Source organism: Mycobacterium sp., from assembly GCF_035640695.1.
Lineage (GTDB): Bacteria > Actinomycetota > Actinomycetes > Mycobacteriales > Mycobacteriaceae > Mycobacterium.
Map to the genome: position 1 here is coordinate 1 of NZ_DASQVQ010000191.1, position 20,700 is coordinate 20,700.

Consider the following 20,700-nt stretch of genomic DNA (forward strand, 5'->3'; position numbering starts at 1 on the left):
CCGCGAGCCCGGCCCATGTCTGGGCCAGCTCGCACACCACGGGATAGCCGATAGCGGCGGGATCTCGGTCGATTTCCGCCAGGGCCGCGGTCGCGCCCGCCGGGTCACGGTCGGCGCGCAGCGCCAGCTTCGCCGCCGCAACGTGGTGCAACCCCGTAAGCAGCGGCGATCCACTCGCCGCCACACGCTCGCGGCCACGGGTCAATTCCGCGCGCGTTTCATCGACCCGTTGGGCATCGAGCAGCACATCCGGGCCGATGGAGGATTCCAGAAAGGTCCCGAAAGAGCAGCCGCGCGGCTCCGCGAGATACTGCTGCAGCGCTTCCGCGGTGCGCCCGCTGGCGCGCAGCGCCCCGATCCTTCCCGTACGCATTGCCAGCGCCGTCCAGCGTGACGGCGGCTCGTCGGCTAGCTCGCCGAACCGGCCAGCCAGGTAGTCGACGCCGTACAGCACCCCGTCCAGCGGGCCGCCAGTTGGTTCGGGTCTGGCAGGAGCGCGCCCTCGTCCACCCCATACCGCGACCGCGTAACGCAAGATCTTCACACCACGGCCATCGGGCGCCGCGTCGAGCACGGCGCGCGCGTCATCGAGGCGTCCGGCGGCCCCGTAGCACCACGCCATCAGTGCGGCGGCGCGCTCGGAAGTTCCCGCCAGCTGCTCGCGCCGCCCGACCGCAGCCAGCTCATCGGCGATGCGCGCGCCCTGGCCGAAGTCGTCGTGTGCCAGCGCCCGCATCAGTTGGGCCTCGGCGAACCCGACATCATCGACCGGCACCACCGGTGAGAATGCGTCGATCCAGCGATCGGCCACGGCGAAGTCCAGCCGCGCGATGACGCCCAGGATGGCATGTTTGGCCGAGTTGAGCGCGTCGCGAAGGACACCGGCTGCCAGCAGCTCCTCGACAGCCTCCTCGTGAAAACCCTTGCGCGCCAGGAGCCGTCCGAAGGCAGCACGCAGCTCACGAACTGCCGCGTGCCCGCGATGATCCAGTAGCTCGCCCAGATACTCGCGAAATCGCGGATGGCAGCGCATCGCGCGCGAGTCCGATGACCATTGCACCGGGATGTGGGCCCGCCGCAGCGATGCCAGCCGCCCTGCGGCGGCGTCGATGCCCAGCGCGACCGCCGACTCGACGGTCACTTCCGGCAGCACCGAGGTGGTGATGAGAAACTCGCGATCGGCGGCGTCGAGCTCACCCAGGATCTGCGCGCCAAGGTAGCCGCCAAGGTCATCCGCACCGCCGGAAGTGCGGCGCACATCCTCGCCGCAGCGCCACGCATCGAACAGCACCCCGGTCACCCAACCGCGCGTGGCCGCGACCGCGGCCGGCGCGTCGGCTCCCGAGCGGCCGAGTCGCTGCAGGGCGATGCGCGCCTCCTCCACGGTGAACGCCAGATCCGCGTCGACCAGCCGGGCCACCTGCCCGCCTGGCCCGCCAGAGCAAACGACGGCGGGCAGGGAGCGGCGGCTGATCAAAATGATCCGCATGGTCGGCGGGGCATAGCGCACGAACGAGCCGATCACCTCCCACGCCTGCTGCGATCCGTGCAGCCGCTCCAGATCATCGAGAACTACCACAATTTGCGCACCCGAGGCGGTATCAGCGAGCAGGCCGGCCGCCTCGGCATGCGGGATACCGGCGGCCAGTGCGCCGGTGGCCGCCCCCCGGACCGATGGCAGCTGCGCTGCCAGTGCCTCCTCCAGATAGGTGACCAGGCGTCCCGGGGCGGCGTCCGTGGCGTCGACGCTCAGCCAGGCTATCGGCCTGCCGAGCGTGCGGCTGGCATGGGCCACCGCGACCGACTTGCCTGCCCCGGCGGTCGCCGTGACCGCAACCAGTCGGTGCGCGTCAACGAGTTGGCGAAACAACCCATCGAGGCGCTCTCGCGACGCCGCACCGACCGGAGTGTCCGGCACCATGATCTTGGACCGGATGACCCGCGATACCTGCCGCCGATCGGCCAGGGCCGCAGTGTCTCGCGCCGATGCCGCTCGCTGGGGTATTACCTCGACGGGGTCCAGGTCCATAAAGCGTCTCCTTCATTGACACCCCGCCGTCGATCAGTGCGATGGCGGCCCGCCCTTGCCGATGCTCCGCTTTGACAGGAGCCCAGCAGGACGGTTCCTCGCCATGGCTGGGCGCGTTGGCATGGACGCCCACCAACCACGACCGGGCGAACCGCCAACTAGCGCGGCGTCCTCACGTGAAGCAACCTGCCACCACGCCGTGCATCCCGGTACGAACAGCGGTAATGAAATTGGGTCTACTCATGCTTTCAGAGCTGTGCCTGTATCCAAGCCCGCTGACACGAATCCGTGTACCCCGCTCACCGGAATCTGCGTTTCCGGCTAGCAGGTATGCCGGCTGGGCCGACACCTCAGAACCGGCCGGGCTCCGGCGTCCGTGCGTCGGAGCTTGCGGTGGCGCGCCGCTGGCTGGCCTGAATCGGGTCGACTCCACGGATCGACGCGTCGATGAGCTCGATGGGATGAAACATCGGCACGGGCCCCGGCAGGTACCGGCGAATCTGCAGTAGGCATCCGGGGTTGGCCGTGGCGATTGCGTCCGGCGCCACCGCCATGACGTTCGCGATCTTCCGCCGGCCCAGTTCGGCACCGGCCTCCGGCATCACCATGTTGTAAGTGCCGGCCGACCCGCAGCAGATCTCCGCCTCCGGGATGTCGAGCACCTGCAGGCCCGGGATGGCGCGCAGCACCGCCCGCGGCTGGAGCCGGATACCCTGGCTGTGCCCGAGATGACAGGCGTCGTGGTAGGCGACCCGAGCCTCGATCGGGTGCCGCGGCGCGACGGGCGCCAGGTCGGCGAGCACCTCCGAGATGTCGCGTACCTTCGCCGAGAACGCCGCCGCCCGCTCGGCGTACTGTGGGTCGTCACGTAGCAGTCGGCCGTACTCCTTCATCGTGGAGCCGCAACCGGCCACGTTCACAACGATGGCGTCGACGTCCGCCTTTTCGAAAACGTCGATCGTGCGACGGGCCCGCTTCAGCGCTTCCGGCTCCCGGCCGGCGTGTTCGCTGAGCGCGCCGCAGCACCGCTGCGTCCGCGGCACGATGACGTCGCAGCCTTCCGCGGCCAGCACGCGTGCCGTCGCCTCATTGACGCCACGGAAGAACACTCGCTGGACGCAACCTTCAAGCAGCGCGACGCGGCGCCGTCGCGTGCCTTCGGCCGGCGTGAACGCCGGGAGCCGCTTGGTCAGGCCGCGCAGTTGCGCGGGGGGCATCAGCCCCTCGAGCGCCTGCAGCCGCTCCGGCAGCCGCTTGCGCAGCCCGCTGCGCTCGAGCAGGTTGCGACCGCCCGCGCGTTCGTAGAGCACACCCATGATGGCGGCGGCGCGCACCCGGGTGGGGTAGGGGAAGATCTGGAAAATCATTTCCCGGAACAGGCGATCGCCGAGGCTGCGTCGGTGGTTGCGCTCCAACTGGGGACGGACCGCCTCGATCAGCTCGTCGTATTGCACGCCGGACGGGCACGCCGTCACACAAGCCATGCAGCCCAGGCACGCGTCGAAATGCTGGACGTAGGTGTCGTCGAGGGGAACCTTGCCCTCCTTGCCCAGTTTCATCAGGTAGATCCGGCCGCGCGGGGAGTCCATCTCCTCGCCCCACAGCGCGTAGGTGGGGCAGGTGGGCAGGCAAAAGCCGCAGTGCACACAGTCGGAGATCCGCTCGTCGGGCGGCGGGTGGTGCGCGTCGAAAATGCCGTCGGCGCCGGGTACGTGCTCCACGTGGACGCGCTGGTCCTCCCCGCGATCTTCGCGGCGGTCGGTCGATTCGGTGGTCATCGGCAAGACTCCATCGGTCGCGGTCGGGGGCTAGAGCCAGGGGCCAAGGCGGCCCGGCGCGCAGCGGCCATCCGGATCCAGCCGCGCCTTGAGAGCGCGCAGCAAGCCGGCCGTGGACGGTGCCGGACCGAGCGCGTCGACGTCGGTGTCGTCGACCTCTGCCGGGCGCTCGCGCAGCAGCACGGTGCCGCCGATGGCCAGCACGTCGCGGCGCCATCGGTCGAACGCCGCCGCCTGCTGTGCCGGCGGTCCGGAAAAACGAGCGGTGTGTAGCCCGACTGCGCTGTGGGAGGCCAGCGAGACGTCCGCCCCTGTGGCGTCGGCGGCGCGTGCCAGCGCCGCGGCGACGGCGGTCAACTGACTGGGCAGCGTGCCGGCGAACGCCGTGCTCTGGACCGACTCGGCGCGGTGTGCGCCCGCGAACTCACGCCAGAGCGCCGCCTCATCTTCATCGATCAACGCCTCTGGCGCTGCCCCATCCACGCGCTCCCGCAGCGCCGCCGTCTGCGCCGCCACGCCGGCGGCGGTGCCCTCGAACCGCACCCCCAGACGGCCCGGCGAGCCACCGCCGCGAGGGTCGCCCACCCAGTCGACCGCGCAGGGTTCTAGCGGCGAGGCCATCAGCTCGAGGCTGCGGGCTGTCGCCTGCTCGAGCGACGAGGGCATCACGACGGTCGCGCTCGTCTCCGGTCGCGGGTGCAAGCGCAGCACGACCTCGGCGATCAACCCCAGCGTGCCCAGCGACCCGTACGTCAGCTTGCTCAAGTCGTAGCCGGCCACGTTCTTGATCACATGCCCGCCCGCGTGGGCGAGCGTCCCGTCGGAAAGCACGAGTGTCACCCCGATCACCAGGTCACGAAGTGCGCCGTACCGCAGGCGACGCGGGCCCGACTCGCCGGTGGCAAGCAGTCCGCCCAGGGTCGCACCGTCTGCTTCGGTCGGCGGGTCCAGCGCAAGCCACTGCCCGGCCTCCGCGAGCCGGTCCTGCAGGGCCCGCAACGGCATGCCGGCTTGCACCGAGGCCGTCATGTCGGCGGGGGTGTGCTCGAGGAGCCGGTCCAGGCCGCCGGTCTCCAGCACGAGATCCGGGTTTTCCGGCCGGCCGGCCCAGCTCATCTTCGTGCCGCCGCCTCGGAACAGCACGGTGCCACTGCTGTCGCGCAGGATCTCGACGGCCTCGTCGACGCTGGTGGGCCGTTGAACCATCGAACCCGCCGGGGCCGGCGATGTGGTGGCGGTCATTGCATGTCGCCTCCCTTCAGAACCGTTCGATCACGCCTTCTTGCTCAAGGGGGTGGGGCCGCCACGGACCGGGTCGCTCACCACACAACCGGGGCGTCGGCAGCACCTTGCCCGGGTTGCACACGCCTTCGGGGTCGAACGCGGCGCGCACCAGCGCCATCACGGTCAGGTCCGAGTCGGTGAACATCTTCGGCATCGAGCACGCCTTGTCGCTGCCGACGCCGTGTTCGCCGGTGATCGAACCGCCCTGCTCGACGCACAGCTCGACGATTGCGGTCGCCAGCTCCTCGGCCTGCTCCGCCTGCCCTTCGACGGTGTTGTCGTAGAGCACCAGCGGGTGCAGGTTGCCGTCGCCGGCATGGAACACGTTGGCCACGCGCAGCCCGTGCTCTCGCGACATCTGCCCGATGCGGGTGAGCGTGGCGCCGAGCTTGGTCCGCGGGATGACCCCGTCCTGAACGAAGTAGTCCGGGCTGATGCGGCCCATCGCGGCGAAGGCGGCCTTGCGGCCCTTCCATATCAGCGCTCGCTCGTCCTGGTCCTGGGCGATCCGGATATGAGTGGCCTGATTGTCCTGACACATCCGCTGCACGTGCTCGAACTCGGCGTCCACCTCTACCCCGACGCCGTCGAGTTCAACCACCAGTGCGGCGGGCGAGCCGACCGTGTATCCGGCGCCGGTCGCTTTCTCACACGCTTCGATGGCGAGCTCGTCGAGCATTTCCACCGCGGCCGGAATGATGCCGTGCGAGACGATGTCGCTGACCGTGTTCCCCGCATGCTCCACGTCGGCGAAGTCGGCGACCAGCGTGCGGACCGCATCGGGCTTGCGCAGCAACCGGACGATGATCTCCGTGACGATGCCGAGAGTGCCTTCCGAACCGACGACCAGCGCCCGCAGATCCGGTCCGACTTGATCCAACGAGTCGCCGCCAACCGTGACCACGCTGCCGTCGGGGCACACCATCGTAAGCCCCAGGACATGGTTGGTGGTGAAGCCGTACTTCAGGCAGTGCGCGCCGCCCGAGTTCTCCGCCACGTTCCCCCCGATCGTGCAGACGACCTGACTTGACGGGTCGGGAGCGAAATACAGGTCGTGCGCGGCCACCGCCGCGGAGATGCCGAGGTTGGTAACCCCGGGTTGGACGACCGCGCGCTGGTTCTCCGCGTCGACGGAGATGATCTTCCGCATTCGGGCCAGCCCGATGACGACCCCGTCCGCGGCGGGCAGGGCACCGCCGGACAGCCCAGTCCCGGCCCCCCGCGCAACGAACGGGATGTGTTCGCGGGCGCAGACCCGCACAACCGCCGCGACCTCCTCGGTGCATGCCGGCAGTACAACCAGCGCGGGAACCACCCGGAAGCCGGTCAGCCCGTCGCACTCATAGGTGCGAAGCTGAGCCGGTTCGGTGATCAGCCCCCCTTCGCTTACCAGGTCGCCGATCTCTCGGCGGACCTCGTCAGTGACCCGCCCAGTGCCCTTCTCGGCGACCAGGTCCAGATAGGTCGTGGTCATGGTCATCGCCCCGCTCAGTCCAGCCGCCACTACCACCGCAGAGTGACAACTCCACGTTCTACCCCGAGCGCGACGGTTTCAAGCACGATCTCACCTCCGGCGGTCAACCGCGCCGCGCGCAAGCGTAGAAAAGCACCCCGGCGATGGCGGGGCAGAAGCCGCGGACAGCCCCCGTGTAGAGTCAAAGTGGACCGTTTCGTTTTAGCGGTGATCCGGAATCGTAACGCCTTGCGAAAAAGATCAGCGAGAGATTCGATCGTAGTGCGTTCGCCAGAGTGGAGACGGTCCACGCTGCTAATTCGGAAGGACGTGTCCATGGAATTTTCCAATTTGTTCTCTCACCCGCAGGTGCCAGAGTTTGATTCTCCGCGTGACCCGTCCACGGGCCCAGTTCCCCACCCTGTTTTCTCAGACCGGCCCGAGGCGGACCCTCCTGTCCCTACGACGCCGTCATCGTGAACGGCATGACAGGGGCGCGGCGCTCGGCCCGTCCCGTCCGGATCGCGCTAGCCAGCCCCCTGGGTGGCGACATCGATGGGGCGTGGTGGCCCCACACCGGCTCGGTGGCAGGTGAACTGGCCGATCTGATCGAGGCTTTGCATCGACCACTGGGCGAGATTATCGACATCAGCATCAACTGGAAATTGACGGACGGGGCTCCTGACCTGAATTCGATGAGCAATGCCGCCAGGGCGATGCCCGGATGGCAGGACAGGCGTCAACGTGTGATGGTCATTGCCGGCCGTCGGGCTTGCGCGAGACTGCTTGTGGTGCCGCACATGACGTCGTCGGCCCTCGGCCTGATGGTGTTGCGCCAAGCGGCCGGTCTACCGGTTCCTGGCTCACAACGCGACACCCAGGTGTTTCGCACCGCCGAGTCTGTCCTGTGTGCCGCGCAGGCCGAAAGTTCCTCCTGGGCCGCTCGGACGCGTAACGCCCAAGCCGCGGAAAGCCGCGCGCTACATGGATTGCGCACCGCACAGCCGTCCACTGACACATGAGAACACCAACGGGCCGGTGCGACATCGCACCAGCCCGCGGTTGTGTGGTGTCCGCTAGACCGCGGTCACTCCGACTGCCTGGGGGCCTTTCGGCCCCTGCTCGACGTCGAATTGGACACGCTGGTTTTCCTCGAGCGTGCGAAAGCCGCTCCCGCGGATCTCGGAATAGTGGACGAAGACATCCTTCGGGCCGTCGTCAGGAGTGATAAACCCGAAGCCTTTTTCGCCGTTGAACCATTTCACAGTTCCCTGTGCCATTTACTTACTTCTCTCATTCAACTGGATGCACCAAAAACATCCTGGGGCAGTATAACACCACGTAATGACGGGCATTTGATCATTTATGCGACGAGCCCCTACCCGGGCGATTCGCTAACCGTCACCATTCCGTGAACGTCCGCCAGCGCCTATGGCTTGTTCGGTCGTTTGCGGTGGGACCGGCGACGGTGCTCGGTCCGCCGCGCGGGCGTGATGCGAGCGGCGCCGCCGGTCGCCGATGGGGCGCCGCCTCGGCGCCGTGACCCCGCAGCAGCCGATCGACGAGGCTGCGAAGCGTGTACGCGCGTGGCCCTGACAGCGGGAGCCACAGCGGGAGCCCGGTACGGGGCGACCTCACCGACCAGCGCATGTACCGCGGTCGAGTCGGCGGCCACCTGTTGCGGGGTGACATGGATACCCGCCTTGCGCAGCAATGCCTGGGTGTCCTTGCGCTGCTCGGGCAGTACCACGGTGACCACGTCGCCGGCGTTTCCGGCCCGCGCGGTGCGTCCGGAACGATGGAGGTAGGACTTGTACTCGCTCGGCGGATCGATATGCACGACCAGCTCGACGTCGTCGACGTGCACGCCACGCGCGGCGATATCGGTTGCCACCAGCACCAGGGCATCGCCCGCCGCGAATCTGGCGAGATTGCGGTCACGCGCGGGTTGAGACAGGTTGCCGTGCAAGTCAACTGACGGAACTCCCGATTCGGTGAGTTCCTTGGCCAGCTTGCGGGCGTGATGTTTCGTGCGCATGAACAGGATCCGGCGGCCGGTGCCGGAGGCAAGCCGGTGCACCAGCTCCCTCTTGGCTTGGACACCGGCGACGTGAAAGACGTGATGGGTCATTGCGGACACGGGCGAGCTGAGCCTGTCGACTGAGTGCAGGACTTCGTTGCGGAGGAAGCGGCGGACGAGTTTGTCGACGCCGTTGTCGAGGGTCGCGGAGAACAGCAACCGCTGCCCACCGGTCGGAGTCGCGGCCAGGATCCGGGTAACGCCGGGCAGAAAGCCGAGATCGGCCATGTGATCCGCTTCGTCGATGACGGCGATCTCCACGGCGTCGAGGCGGATCAAGCCTTGTCTCATCAGGTCCTCGAGCCGACCCGGGCACGCCACCACGATGTCGATGCCGGATCTGAGGGCTGCCACCTGCCGGGCTTGGGGTACGCCGCCGAAGACCGTGGTGACCCGCAGGTCGTGGGCGGCCGCCAACGGTTCCAGCGCCGCGGTGATCTGGGTGGCCAGCTCACGGGTGGGTGCCAGCACCAAACCAGACGGTCGCGACGGGCGCCGTTTGTGTTTGGCGAGCCTCGTGACCAACGGGATCGAGAAGGCAAGTGTCTTTCCGCTGCCCGTCTTGCCGCGGCCGAGCACATCTCGGCCGGCGAGGGTGTCGGGGAGGGTCTCGGCCTGAATCGGGAATGGATGGGTAATGCCGCGCGCGGCGAGCACACTGATCAGTGCTGCGGGCACGCCGAGGTTGCCGAAGGTCTTGTCGGTAGTCACTTTTCGGTGCCTTTCAGGCATCGTGTGTGCCGGGTCGTTGCGGGGTTCGCGCGGTCGTCAGCACATGGTGGCGAGATTGCCGGTGGGCAAAATCGATCGCCGCGAGACGGTTGTGCCGGATGCACGAATCATCTCGACTCGGTGTACCGACGGGATGAAGGAGCGTTCCACGACGTGTTGGCGGCTGTTGTCGTAGGCCAACGTTGCCACCAGCATAGTGCATAGCCGCACGGGCCCTGAAATCGGCTGAACGCCGTCGTGTGACGCAGCACGACAGAAATTCGGCTCTGTGCGACATTTTTGGTGGCGCCTGCCGGCACCGAGGCGGGGACTTCGTCGGCTATTGGGATGCAACGTTGGTGACCGGTGTAGCGGACGCGACCATCAGGGGGCCTACACGCTCGGCCGAGCGGACCGCCCGCCGCGAAGTCGAGACGACGGCAAGCGCAGTGGTTACGACACCAAGGGCGGTACAGACCAGCCACAGCGGCCTGGCGTCGGCGGTGTAGTCGGCACTGTTTGCGGTCATAGCGAACCCGGCGAGTGAACCGCAAAGCGCCACACCGATACTGACGCCCACCTGACGACTTGTCGACGCCACCGCCGAGGCGGCGCCCGCACGGTCGGTCGGCATTCCGCTGACGGCCGCAGTTGTGATGGGGGAGTTGGCCATTGCGAAGCCAGCGCCGAAGAGCGCGAAGATTCCCACGACCGCCCACGAGGGCGCCGTCACCGTCAGGCCGGCCAACATCAGCGTTGCCACCGTCAACGAAATGCCGGCGATGAACAATGACGGCCGACTGCCGAAGCGGCCGACCAACCGTCCCGACAAGGGCGAGAAGATCAGCATGGCCACAGAAACCGGCAGATACATCAAGCCGGTGTGCAAAGCCGAGTAGTGGCGCTGCCCTTGTAGGTACAAGCTCATCATGAACAAAAACGCGCCATAGGCCGCGTACACGCACACCGCTATCACCGTCGCTGACGCGAACGGAATACTGCGGAAGAAGCGCAGATCGATGAACGGATCGTCGCGGCGGGCTTCATAGCGCAGGAATGCTGCCAATGCCAACACCGCGATCACCCCGATCACCACCGACCTGATCGCCGTCCAGCCCATTTCCGGACCCTCGATGAGGACGAAGACGACTGCGAACAGGAAGGTCACCGCGAGCGCCTGACCGACGGGATCAAGGTCTCGCATTGTCGCCGAACGCGATTCGGGGACGAATAACGCGGTGAGCAATATCGCCACCACGCAGATCGGCAGGTTGATCCAGAAAACCGCGCGCCAGTCACCGAGCTCGATCAGTGCGCCACCGACCATCGGGCCGACGGCCATCGCAACACCCATGGCGGCACCCCAGATCCCGAACGCGCGGGCCCGCTCGGCTCGGCCGACGAACACTTGGCTGACGATCGACAGGGCGACGGGATTGAGCATCGAACCGCCGATCCCCTGCAGGAACCGGGCGGCGATCAGCATGTGCACGTCAGGCGCAAGACTGCACAACAAGGATCCGGCGGCGAAGACGACCAGTCCGATCTGAAAGACGCGCCGGCGTCCCAACCGGTCGCCGGTGGCGCCCGAGAGGATCAACAGCGATGCCAGCACCAGCGTGTAGATGTCGATCACCCACTGCATCTGCGCCGCCGAAGTATGCAGCTCCGTGCGGATCGACGGGATCGCGACGTTGACGATCGTCGCGTCCATCGACACGATCACCAGGCTCAGACAGCACGACATCAGAATGATCGCCTTGCGCCGGGGACTCAGCGTGCTTATTCGCTCACTCATAGGGGCGGTCTAATGCGCAGGCCGTACATCGTCGCGCAGCGTTGTGACGGAGTTGGGCCTGAATGGCATACCTCCAGAATTGCGCTTGCCGCCAGCACATTTCGTTGCGGCTGGCAAGAGTCCGTGTATCCCGGTGGCAGGAATTCGACTTTGCAGCTGGCACCTATCCGGAGCGCTACCTTCGAGGAGTCACCGCGCAGCGGCCGGCCGTTCGCCCGCCGCGATTGTCATGGCGCGAACGACATGACCAGCTTCCTGCGCGCCGTTCCGTCGTTGAGGCGTCGATATGCGTCGATCGCCTCCTCCACCTGAATCGACTCCACCTCTGGGGCCGTGAACTTTTTGGCCTCAATGCCGGGCATCAGTCCGCGTAGCACCGCGGCACTTTGGGTGAAGTTCAGCGCAAGTGTGTCGACGCCGTATAGCCGTCCGGCGCGGTGGTAGAACTCGACGAGGTTGAAACTGACCCGGCCGTCTCCGATGCTGCCGATCGCGACTTGGCGGCCCCCGTGTGTCAGACAGCACAGGCATGGCTCGAACATCGGTCCGCCGACGACATCGAGCACCACATCAACACCGCGCCCCGACGTGGCGGCCATCACCTCTTCGGTGAGGGAGTGGTTTTGCAGGTTGATGTAGTGGTCGACGGTTAGGTCCTCGACCACGTCGTCGGCTCGCTGCACCGTGCCCAGCACGGTTGCCCCTCGGAACCGGGCGATTCGGGCCGCCGCGCTGCCGACGGATCCGGTCACACCGGTGATCAGCACGGTCTCGCCCGCATCGAGGCCGGCGGCGTCGACGAGGGCTGACCAGGCGGTCAGGTAGGCCAGGGCCAGGGCCGAGGCATCTTCGGGTTCAAGACCGTCGGGTCGAATCAGAACCGCCTCGGCGGGCACCGCCAGGTATTCGGCGTGCGAGCCGTCGCGGCGGAAACCCATGTCACCCCCGGTGCCGAAGACTGGGCGACCGATCAGCTCCGGTGGGCCCTGCTCGACGAGCCCGGCGAAGTCCCGTCCCGGCGTACGGGGCACGGTGGTCATCGGCATCTTGCCGAGAACATTCTTCACGTCGCTCGGATTGATCGCGGCGGCCTGGACTTTGACGAGCACCTCGCCGGGCCCCGGCTCCGGTCGATCAATGTCGGCGACAGCGAGATTGTCCAGCGAGCCCGTTTCGGTGAACCGCAACGCCTTCATGTCAATGGCATTCCGATGCCGGCCGAGCCCGAGACATTGGGACGCGACAGTGAGTCATGCCTCAATACTCACGTGGCAAGAATCAGAAATCGGCAGGGCTCACCCCCAATTCGGCATTCCCGCCAGCTGCAACGGACCGAGCAGTCGGGCATGCTGGCCGGAACGGACAGATTCCAGCTGGCAGGGGACAGGGTTGGGGGTCAGCGGTGGCGACCAAACATCGCCCAAGCGCAATCCTGACGGGACATGTTTTGACCCAAACCGTCTGGTAGCCATGTCGACTGACGATTTCTCTCTGCTGTCCGCGTTGTCCGGGCCGACCATCGTCGCCCGCTTGAACCGGCTTCCGATCACGTCATTGCATCGCCGCGCAACCGTTGCGATTGGCCTGGGCCTGTTTTTTGACATCTACGAAGTCTTCTTGGCCGGGGTGCTCGGCAGCGTTCTCAGTCACCAATTTCACTTGGCTGGAAGCGCGCTGGCGCTGCTGCTGGCCTCGGCGTTCCTCGGTATGTTTCTCGGGGCGCTGACGCTGGGGCGGCTGGCAGACCGCATCGGCCGGCGCCACGCCTTCCTGCTGTCACTGAGTGTCTACTCCGTGTTCTCGCTAATCGGCGCATTCAGCGTCGGTCCGGTCATGCTTGTGGTTTCGCGCTTCTTCGCCGGTTTGGGCATCGGGGCCGAGCCGCCGATCTCAGACACCTATCTGTCTGACCTTCTTCCGCCGAAGCAGCGGGGAAAGTACATGGCGTGGGCGTACACGCTGTCATTTGTTGGAGTGCCGCTCGCGGGTTTCCTGGGCCATTGGTTGGTACCGGTCGCGCCGTTCGGATTCGAGGGCTGGCGATGGATGTTCGTTATCGGCGCCTTTGGGGCCGTTGTCGTCTTCGCATTACGCGCTGGGCTGCCGGAGTCGCCGCGCTGGCTGGAATCCGTCGGCCGCACGAGCGAAGCCGACGCCGTGGTCGCACGTTTCGAGCAACAGGCCCGGGCGTCCGGCGACCCGCTGCCCGAGCCGGCGCCAAAGGAGCCCGGCCAAACAGGACGGGCAAGAGTGCGCGAGCTGTTCGTCCCGCCGTACCGCCGGCGCACCCTGATGATGACGGTCTTCCATCTGTTCCAGACGTGGGGGTACTACGGATTCGGCACGCTGGTGCCAATAGTGTTGGTAGCAAAGGGATATTCGATCGTGGACTCGCTGCTGTTCAGCTCCATGACGTTTGTGGGCTACCCCATCGGATCGGCGTTATCGCTGACCGTCGTGGAGCGGATCGAGCGTAAGCATCTGGTGATCGGCGCGGCGCTGGGAATGGCGGCGTTCGGGGTGACGTTCGGCCTGGCGACGTCCACCGCAGCGATCGTTGTCTGCGGCTTTCTCTACACGATCCTGAGCAACGTATTCTCCAACGCGTACCACATCTATCAGGCCGAGGTGTTTCCGACGCGGCTGCGCGCGACCGCAACGAGTGGCACTTATTCGCTGTCGAGGCTGTCCGCTGGGCTGATGCCGTTCATCTTGCTGCCCTTGCTGCACACCCACGGTGCGGGCGCCTTGTTCTCGGTGGTCGCCGCGGCCCTAGTTGTCGTCGCGCTCGACATCGCAGTGCTCGGTCCGCGTACCACCGGTCGCGGGCTTGAGAGTGTGAACGAGACACTGACGTGTCCGCCCCACGATCGAGCGCCAACAGGACAAGCTCGATAAACGCGACCTGGTGAGGAACCGGCCCTCGGTGACGCTCGCCGAGCGCATCAAGGGGGGGATTGTGCCCTCGGTGGGTCTACCGAGGGCCGGTTCCGTGTGAGCGGGGCTGCTGCCGATGAAGCGCAGCCGATGCAACAGCCCCACGCCTTGGGATAGATCGCTGTTGATTGTTGTTGTGCCAGTCTTCCTCGGCGGCCGCAGAAAGTCGTCACCGTTGGCGTCCATTTTTAGCGGGGGCTAGCGCCAAACCGCGATACCGGCCAGCGCCCAGCCGAGGCACTGCCTCGGTCGAGCATCTCGGCAGGCACCCACATGACAAGTCGCCCGAGCACGCTACGCATATCTCTTGCTCCGGTCATGCCGAAGCGCGACTTCGCCTGCGCGGGTGCCCATTCCATAACGCAGGCCCGGATTGTTCAGCAGCCGTAGCAGCGCCCGGGCCATTCCGGCAATGTCCCCGCGCCGGTAGACCAGTCCCGCACTGTTAGGCACAATCAGCGCAACAGTGAGCGGGTCTGCCGGTGCGACGACTGCACGGCCGGCCGATAACGCAGCCAATACCCCGGTCGGCCCCGAAGAAGTGCTCGGCACGAGAACATCTGCGGCGGTCAGCGCGTTCGACCACCGGGGCGTGGCGGCGTCGCCCAGTAACACAAGCTGCGCACTGCACAGTCTTTGCACTGCGCTGAAGGCTGCGGTCAATTGTTCGGTGTGCGCAACGTCGTCGAACGGGCCCATCGCGACAACTGTGGGCAGGTCGGAAAGTCCGGCGCTCGATCCGGCGACGTTTGCATCGGTCGCGTTCACCTGCGCCCCGGCACTACCGAGAATCGGGTCGGCATCTTCAACCAGGACCAGGTGACGGGCGACTCGGCGTGTCAAGTGAGGCATAGTCATACCCTCGCCCTCCGCGTCGGCGGTGTCGTCAACGCTGGCGCCTATTCGGTCTGCATGCCACCCCCGTTGAGCACCCACCTGCTAGCTAGAAACGCCAATATGTAATTTAACGACGCGTTCCAGCACAGTGATGCGCCTGCGGCGTGCTGTCCTCGATTGATAGTCAATGTAAATCGGCGCGTCGGCTAGCGCAGGCTGGTTCATGCCGCCGAAATGATCGATCCGGTTCGACAATGATCGGGTGGCGCTGGTGGTCTGACAGACGAGGAGGGAGGCACGGCGACGTGATTCCAGTGACCTACTATCCGGTGCAGACCCAGGCGCTGGTCGCCAACAATCGAGTGCGGGTGCAAGACAAGCCCTATGCGCACTATTTTCGCGAGGAACTCCTGCTCGACGAGGCGGTGCTTCCGGCACTGAAAGCGCCGATCGATCCAGCCGACGCCATCCGACCCGGCGAGGCACTCAACCGTCTGCTTGAACCTGGCTACCTACCAGGCGAGAACGGGTACTGCGTGCTGGCCGACGGCACCGTCTATGTCGCAAGCCTGACGAAGTTCCCCGGAGCGACCGCAGAGATGTTTCGGTGGTGGTTTTGGTGGCACTCGGTGGAGGCGGAACGCTACAGCCTGTGGTTTCCCCACAATCACATCTCGGCGATCGCCCAGAATCGCGCTGCTCTGCTGACGCCCGGATTGCAGGACTGTCAGCGCTACATCGGAAACATCCACAAGATCAGCGAGTACGTGGGCGCCGACCTGTTGAAGCTCTACATCCACTTCGTCGACCCTTCGGAGTTCGGTATCGACAGCGAAGCGCTCTCAACGGCCAACATCCGCGGCCACGCGTGCGCGCACGTCTTCCTCCAGAAGCCGCACGCCCGGTTCGGATCCATGGTTCACCTGGCCCGCGATACTGACAACGGATTTGAGCTGCGCTCCCGATACTGGTTGGGTGATCGGGTTCAGCTTCAACTCGCCGGCCGCTCGGTCCACGTCATGGCGCCGCTGCGGAGGGTCTGGATCACTGCGCTCGGCGGTGCGCGAATTGGTTACGAACAGCTTATTCACGATCAGATCGAGTTCACCCACCTCGCTAGCATCCTGCCCCACATCTATGCCGAGTTTGGACCAGGAAAGAACAGCTCCGATCTTTGAACCGAATGATCCTGTCGCGCTTAGCGCGCCACTCTGCCGTGCTGCTGTCACCGTTTCTGGGTCAGAACGTCGGGGTATCTACTCGTTGTGTCTGCCGGGGTTTCTTCGAATGAGGGCGCGTCGACCGAGCCTGACCATCCGGCCAAGCCCGAGTCGCCCACCGATCTGACGAAGCCGTCGGCGCTGTATGCGCTACGTCGAACCGCTCGGCAGTTCGCCGCCGATCAATGCACCGACATGGCCGCGGCATTGACGTACTACGCGGTCTTGTCGCTGTTTCCCGCTGTGGTGGTGATGGTCTCGCTGCTAGGGGTCTTCGGCCAGGGCCAACGCACCACTGATGCGGTGCTGCAAATCGTCGGCGAACTCGGACCGTCCTCGGCGGTGGATACCCTGCGGGCACCCATCCAGCAGCTGGTCAACTCACCGTCGGCTGGTTTTGCGCTGGTCGCCGGCATTGTGGTCGGTATGTGGTCGGCATCGGGATACATCGGGGCGTTCGGTCGGACGATGAACCGCATCTATGAGATCCCCGAGGGCCGCCCGGTCTGGAAGCTGCGACCACTGCAACTGGTGCTGACTTTCGCTGGCGTGGTGATGGCCGCGGCGGTGGCGTTCATGCTTGCGGTCAGCGGGCCGGTGGCCAAGGCGATCGGCGATGCGCTCGGCGCCGGCAAGATCGCGCTGACCGTGTGGAACATCGCGCGCTGGCCGGTGCTGTTGGCTTTTGTGATCGTGGCGGTCGCGATCCTGTATTACGCGACACCAAACGTGCGGCAGCCGAGGTTCCGGTGGATCAGCGTGGGCGCGGCGGTGGCGATCGTCGTGTGGATCACCGCGTCGGTGCTGTTTGGTATCTACGTCGCCAACTTCGGCAGCTACAACAAGACCTACGGCACGCTGGCCGGAGTGATCGTGTTTCTGCTGTGGTTGTGGATCACCAACCTGGCCCTGCTCTTCGGCGCCGAACTGGATGCCGAACTTGAACGCGGCCGTGAGCTGCAGGCCGGTATGGCCGCGGAACGTGATCTCAAGCTGCCACCCCGTGACACGCGGGTCTCCGGCAAGAGCGAGGCGAAAGAAGCACGGGACGTCGAGCGCGGGGCCAAGCTGCGCCACACTCGCGGCCGGGAAGATTAGATGCACCACAGAGAGGAGGGCAGAACAATGACCGGTACGGATAAGGCCAAGAACAAAGCGCAGAAAACCAGGGGCAAGGCCAAGGAGGTCCTCGGCCGAGCAACGCGAAATCCTGCGTTGGAAGCCGAAGGCAAGGACCAGCAGCGCGCAGCTGACCTGAAAGACGCCGGCGAAAAGATCAAGGACGCGGTTCGTCCCAAGGGTCGTCGGCAGGCATAGCCGCCGTTATCCGACCGCCGTTTCTATCGTCGGCCTGCCATTCGATTGGTCAGCCGAGTCACTGAATCAGGTTGCCGGCCCAAGCAGTTGGGTCGCGGAGAGGTTGGCGGCCGCAGCGAGCAGCGATTGCATTGTCTTGTCGCGCTCGTCGCCCATCCCGACCAACAGGTCGACGGTGAGCGGTCCGAGGATCTGGGTGAGACCATGGTCCTCGTGGCCGAAGAAGCCTGCCATCTCGAGCATCACCGCTCCGTGAATCAGGCTCCACAGTCGGCCCGCGATCGCTGGTTCGCCGTCGTCGCGGATCCGTCCCGCTGCGATCATCCGGCGCACAGCCGTGAGCAGGGCGTGGAACGACGTCGCTCGCTCGATGCGGTCGGTGGCTGAGCCGGTGACGGTGAGGTCGGTCCGGTTGCGCGTGATCGCCTCGGGCGACGAAACGCCGAACATCAGCTGGTAGCGCTGCGGGTTGGCCAGCGCGAAGCCGCGGTATGCGGCCCCCATGGCCATGAAGTCGGCGACCGGGTCGTCGGTCTGCGGTACCTCGGTCAGCGCCTGAGTGAAGCGGGCGAAAGCCTCCCCGGCGACCGCGTCGAGCAGCCCTGTCATGCCACCGAAATGTGTGTACACCGCCATCGTGGAGGCGCCGATCTCGGCGGCGATCTTCCGCGCCTGCATCGCCTCCATGCCGTCGCGCTCGAGCAGCCGGATCCCGGCTTCGATCAGCGCCTCACGTCCACCGCCGCTCATGGTTGCCATGCTCCCATAACGGTGTTATACATGAACGCATTCATAACACTGTTATGGGGGTGTTATCGTGTCGAATCGGTACCTAGAGGGCGCATTCGCTCCACTGCAGGAGGAGTACACGCTCACCGAACTCGAGGTTGTCGGAACCATCCCCGAAGACCTCGACGGGCGATATCTGCGAAACGGACCCAACCCGATCGGCGAAATCGATCCCGAGCTGTACCACTGGTTCGCCGGCGACGGCATGGTGCACGGCATCCGCATCCGCGGCGGCAAGGCGGAGTGGTACCGCAACCGCTGGGTCCGTGGACCGAATGCGGCCCGGGCCCTGGGCGAGCGGTCACCGGCCGGGCACTTCGGCGTGTCGGCCATCGGTGCCAACACCAATGTGATCGGGCACGCCGGCAAGACCATTGCCCTGGTCGAAGCGGGACTGGCGAACTACGAACTCACCGAGGAATTGGACACGGTCGGCGTGTGCGATTTCGAGGGGACGCTGACCGGTGGCTACACGGCGCACCCCAAGCGGGACCCGGAAACCGGCGAGCTGCATGCGGTTTCGTACAGCATGCACCGCGGCAACACCGTGCAGTACTCGGTGGTCGGCGCCGACGGCCGGGCGCGCCGCACTGTCGACATCGAAGTGGGCGGTAGCCCGATGATGCACGACTTCTCCCTGACCGAGGGTCACGTCGTGTTCTATGACCTGCCGGTCACGTTCGACGCTCGGCAAGCGGCGACGATGACTGTGCCCGCCGGCCTTCGCCTGCCCGCCAGGTTGATGCTGTCGGCATTGATTGGGCGCGTTCGCATTCCCGATCCCATCGTTGCGCGACAGCCCCGCACGACGGACTCCGACAGGCGGTTCCCGTATTCGTGGAATCCGAAGTACCCCGCTCGTATCGGTGTGATGCCGCGCGAGGGCGACAACGACGCCGTTCGCTGGTTCGACGTGGAACCGTGCTATGTCTTCCACCCGATGAATGCCTACGACGAGGGCGAAACGATCGTGCTCGACGTCGTGCGGCACCCCAAGATGTTCGACACCGACCACCTCGGCCCCAACGAAGGCCCACCCACGCTGGACCGCTGGACCGTTGATCTCGCCGACGGCAAGGTGCGCGAATCGCGCTTCGACGATCGGGGCCAGGAGTTCCCCCGCGTCGACGAGCGTCGGGTCGGCAAGCGGCATCGCTACGGCTACGCACCTGCCGTCGGGGACCGCCCGGATGGCGCCGACACGCTGCTCAAGCACGACTTGGTACAAGGCAGCACGCAAACGCGGTCGTTCGGCGCCGAAAAATCATTGGGCGAGTTCGTCTTCCAGCCGTCCTCGCGCGACGCGGCCGAGGATGACGGTGTGCTGATGGGCTACGTGTATGACCGCGCCACCGACCGCAGCGAGCTGGCGATCCTGGACGCGCAGACGCTGCATGACATCGCCAGCATCAAGCTGCCGCACCGAGTGCCGGCGGGGTTCCACGGCAACTGGGTGCCCACCGCAGGCTGACTCGTCTCCTCAAATCCGTCGCACGGACCGATCGACGAATCTGCGCCAGGGACGGTCGGCGGGTATTCCACATTCCGTTGTAGCGCAGCCGACTCGGCTGCAACTAGTACCCGGCCGGGTATGGATCTGTGGCCTGATGCCACGATGCGCCGAGGGTGCCAACCCGGGTGGCGTTCACCCGGTGTTCATTGACAGTTGATCGTTCCGGTCGCCCCGATCATCGAGTTATGTGAGCATTGGGCCGTGAGTGCTCGCCATACCGCTGGTTTCCTTGGTGCTGGGGTGGTCGCAAGTTGGGCGCTGGCGAGCGCACCAATCTCACTCCCATCCGCGTCCGCGCAGCCATGCCCCGACGTGGAGGTGGTATTCGCCCGCGGCACCACCGAGGCGCCCGGCGTTGGTCCAACCGGACAGGCATTTGTGGACTCACTACGGGCGCGACTCGGCAACAAGTCGATGGGGGTATATCCGGTCGACTACCCAGCCACCATGGACTTCCCCACCGCCGTAAACGGTATCTACGATGCGAGCGCCCACATCCGGTCCACGGCGGCCAACTGTCCCAAGACCAACATGGTGCTCGGCGGATTTTCCCAAGGCGCAGCCGTGATGGGTTTTGTCACCGCGAACGTCATACCGGATGGAGTAGTGGCTTCGGATGTACCGCAGCCGATGCCGCCCGACGTGGCAAGCCATGTCGCCGCGGTCGCCCTGTTCGGAAAGCCATCAACTCGATTTATGCATGCGATCAATCAGCCGCTGATCTCAGTCGGCCCGTTGTATACGGACAAGACCATCGACTTGTGCGTAGATGATGACCCAATTTGTTCTAGTTCAGGACGGGACTTTAACGCGCACACTCAGTATGCGGAGATGGGGATGGTTGACCAGGCAGCGACTTTCACGGCGAGTCGCGTCCTGGCACGTTCCGGCCCGGATATCGCCCGGTCTACGCCTGCGCCCGCCGCACCGCCGCATTCGCCCGCGCCCGCCGCA

The 20,700-nt window shown here is 65.9% G+C and carries 17 protein-coding genes; 7 read left to right on the forward strand and 10 right to left on the reverse strand.

All coding sequences use genetic code 11. The features are described from left to right. From VE759_RS22295 to VE759_RS22310, 4 genes are all read right to left on the reverse strand, one after another. A partial coding sequence (locus tag VE759_RS22295; protein WP_324936513.1) for a hypothetical protein occupies nt 1–2,029 on the reverse strand: 2,029 nt, incomplete at its 3' end. 350 nt (nt 2,030–2,379) lie between these two features. Then, complete coding sequence (locus VE759_RS22300; protein ID WP_324936515.1) at nt 2,380–3,807, reverse strand: (Fe-S)-binding protein; 1,428 nt, start codon at nt 3,805–3,807, stop codon at nt 2,380–2,382. A 30-nt stretch (nt 3,808–3,837) separates the two neighbouring features. Further along, nucleotides 3,838–5,049 (reverse strand): FAD-binding oxidoreductase, encoded by a 1,212-nt coding sequence (locus tag VE759_RS22305; RefSeq protein ID WP_324936517.1) that lies wholly within the window; start codon nt 5,047–5,049, stop codon nt 3,838–3,840. Between the two features lie 16 nt (nt 5,050–5,065). Next, complete coding sequence (locus tag VE759_RS22310; RefSeq protein ID WP_324936519.1) at nt 5,066–6,571, reverse strand: FAD-linked oxidase C-terminal domain-containing protein; 1,506 nt, start codon at nt 6,569–6,571, stop codon at nt 5,066–5,068. Nucleotides 6,572–7,029: 458 nt separating this feature from the next. Between VE759_RS22310 and VE759_RS22315 the strand changes: the two genes are divergently transcribed. Beyond that, nucleotides 7,030–7,566 (forward strand): DUF5994 family protein, encoded by a 537-nt coding sequence (locus VE759_RS22315; RefSeq protein ID WP_324936521.1) that lies wholly within the window; start codon nt 7,030–7,032, stop codon nt 7,564–7,566. A 54-nt stretch (nt 7,567–7,620) separates the two neighbouring features. Here the strand turns inward: VE759_RS22315 and VE759_RS22320 are convergent, their stop codons facing one another. The 4 genes from VE759_RS22320 to VE759_RS22335 form a co-directional block, all read right to left on the reverse strand. Next, complete coding sequence (locus VE759_RS22320) at nt 7,621–7,824, reverse strand: cold-shock protein (protein WP_324936523.1); 204 nt, start codon at nt 7,822–7,824, stop codon at nt 7,621–7,623. A 149-nt stretch (nt 7,825–7,973) separates the two neighbouring features. Further along, on the reverse strand, nt 7,974–9,335 hold the full coding sequence (locus tag VE759_RS22325; protein ID WP_324936525.1) for a DEAD/DEAH box helicase: 1,362 nt from the start codon (nt 9,333–9,335) through the stop codon (nt 7,974–7,976). Between the two features lie 340 nt (nt 9,336–9,675). Beyond that, nucleotides 9,676–11,133 carry an MFS transporter gene (locus VE759_RS22330; RefSeq protein WP_324936527.1) on the reverse strand — a complete coding sequence of 486 codons (1,458 nt, stop codon included), beginning with the start codon at nt 11,131–11,133 and terminating at the stop codon, nt 9,676–9,678. 227 nt (nt 11,134–11,360) lie between these two features. Beyond that, complete coding sequence (locus VE759_RS22335; RefSeq protein ID WP_324936529.1) at nt 11,361–12,329, reverse strand: zinc-binding alcohol dehydrogenase family protein; 969 nt, start codon at nt 12,327–12,329, stop codon at nt 11,361–11,363. A gap of 274 nt (nt 12,330–12,603) precedes the next feature. On the opposite strand from VE759_RS22335, the gene VE759_RS22340 reads away from it, so the two are divergent. Beyond that, a complete protein-coding gene (locus VE759_RS22340; RefSeq protein WP_324936531.1) occupies nt 12,604–14,031 on the forward strand; it encodes an MFS transporter in 1,428 nt (475 codons plus the stop codon). Between the two features lie 333 nt (nt 14,032–14,364). Here VE759_RS22340 and VE759_RS22345 read toward each other — a convergent pair whose 3' ends face one another. Further along, nucleotides 14,365–14,913: a hypothetical protein gene (locus tag VE759_RS22345; protein ID WP_324936533.1), complete on the reverse strand. Its 549-nt coding sequence runs from the start codon at nt 14,911–14,913 to the stop codon at nt 14,365–14,367. Between the two features lie 248 nt (nt 14,914–15,161). Here VE759_RS22345 and VE759_RS22350 point away from each other — a divergent pair, with 248 nt between their 5' ends. The 3 genes from VE759_RS22350 (at nt 15,162) to VE759_RS22360 (ending at nt 17,444) form a co-directional block, all read left to right on the forward strand. Beyond that, complete coding sequence (locus VE759_RS22350; protein WP_324936535.1) at nt 15,162–16,085, forward strand: DAPG hydrolase family protein; 924 nt, start codon at nt 15,162–15,164, stop codon at nt 16,083–16,085. Between the two features lie 87 nt (nt 16,086–16,172). After that, complete coding sequence (locus tag VE759_RS22355) at nt 16,173–17,225, forward strand: YihY/virulence factor BrkB family protein (protein WP_324936537.1); 1,053 nt, start codon at nt 16,173–16,175, stop codon at nt 17,223–17,225. 27 nt (nt 17,226–17,252) lie between these two features. Then, nucleotides 17,253–17,444, forward strand: a complete 192-nt coding sequence (locus tag VE759_RS22360) for a CsbD family protein (protein WP_324936539.1) — start codon at nt 17,253–17,255, stop codon at nt 17,442–17,444. A gap of 66 nt (nt 17,445–17,510) precedes the next feature. On the opposite strand, the gene VE759_RS22365 is transcribed toward VE759_RS22360, so the two are convergent. Further along, a complete protein-coding gene (locus tag VE759_RS22365) occupies nt 17,511–18,194 on the reverse strand; it encodes a TetR/AcrR family transcriptional regulator (RefSeq protein WP_324936541.1) in 684 nt (227 codons plus the stop codon). 67 nt (nt 18,195–18,261) lie between these two features. On the opposite strand from VE759_RS22365, the gene VE759_RS22370 reads away from it, so the two are divergent. Further along, nucleotides 18,262–19,704, forward strand: a complete 1,443-nt coding sequence (locus VE759_RS22370; protein WP_324936543.1) for a carotenoid oxygenase family protein — start codon at nt 18,262–18,264, stop codon at nt 19,702–19,704. A 282-nt stretch (nt 19,705–19,986) separates the two neighbouring features. Further along, nucleotides 19,987–20,700, forward strand: a 714-nt coding sequence (locus VE759_RS22375; RefSeq protein WP_324936546.1) for a cutinase family protein, incomplete at its 3' end; no start/stop codon positions are given.

Excerpts from the sequence above, each read along its gene's own strand:
- VE759_RS22300 (WP_324936515.1), bottom strand. The coding sequence starts at position 3,807 with ATGACCACCGAATCGACCGACCGCCGCGAAGATCGCGGGGAGGACCAG.
- VE759_RS22360 (WP_324936539.1), top strand. The coding sequence starts at position 17,253 with ATGACCGGTACGGATAAGGCCAAGAACAAAGCGCAGAAAACCAGGGGC.
- VE759_RS22310 (WP_324936519.1), bottom strand. The coding sequence starts at position 6,571 with ATGACCATGACCACGACCTATCTGGACCTGGTCGCCGAGAAGGGCACT.
- VE759_RS22320 (WP_324936523.1), bottom strand. The coding sequence starts at position 7,824 with ATGGCACAGGGAACTGTGAAATGGTTCAACGGCGAAAAAGGCTTCGGG.
- VE759_RS22350 (WP_324936535.1), top strand. The coding sequence starts at position 15,162 with ATGATCGGGTGGCGCTGGTGGTCTGACAGACGAGGAGGGAGGCACGGC.
- VE759_RS22365 (WP_324936541.1), bottom strand. The coding sequence starts at position 18,194 with ATGAGCGGCGGTGGACGTGAGGCGCTGATCGAAGCCGGGATCCGGCTG.
- VE759_RS22340 (WP_324936531.1), top strand. The coding sequence starts at position 12,604 with ATGTCGACTGACGATTTCTCTCTGCTGTCCGCGTTGTCCGGGCCGACC.
- VE759_RS22330 (WP_324936527.1), bottom strand. The coding sequence starts at position 11,133 with ATGAGTGAGCGAATAAGCACGCTGAGTCCCCGGCGCAAGGCGATCATT.
- VE759_RS22305 (WP_324936517.1), bottom strand. The coding sequence starts at position 5,049 with ATGACCGCCACCACATCGCCGGCCCCGGCGGGTTCGATGGTTCAACGG.
- VE759_RS22335 (WP_324936529.1), bottom strand. The coding sequence starts at position 12,329 with ATGAAGGCGTTGCGGTTCACCGAAACGGGCTCGCTGGACAATCTCGCT.
- VE759_RS22315 (WP_324936521.1), top strand. The coding sequence starts at position 7,030 with ATGACAGGGGCGCGGCGCTCGGCCCGTCCCGTCCGGATCGCGCTAGCC.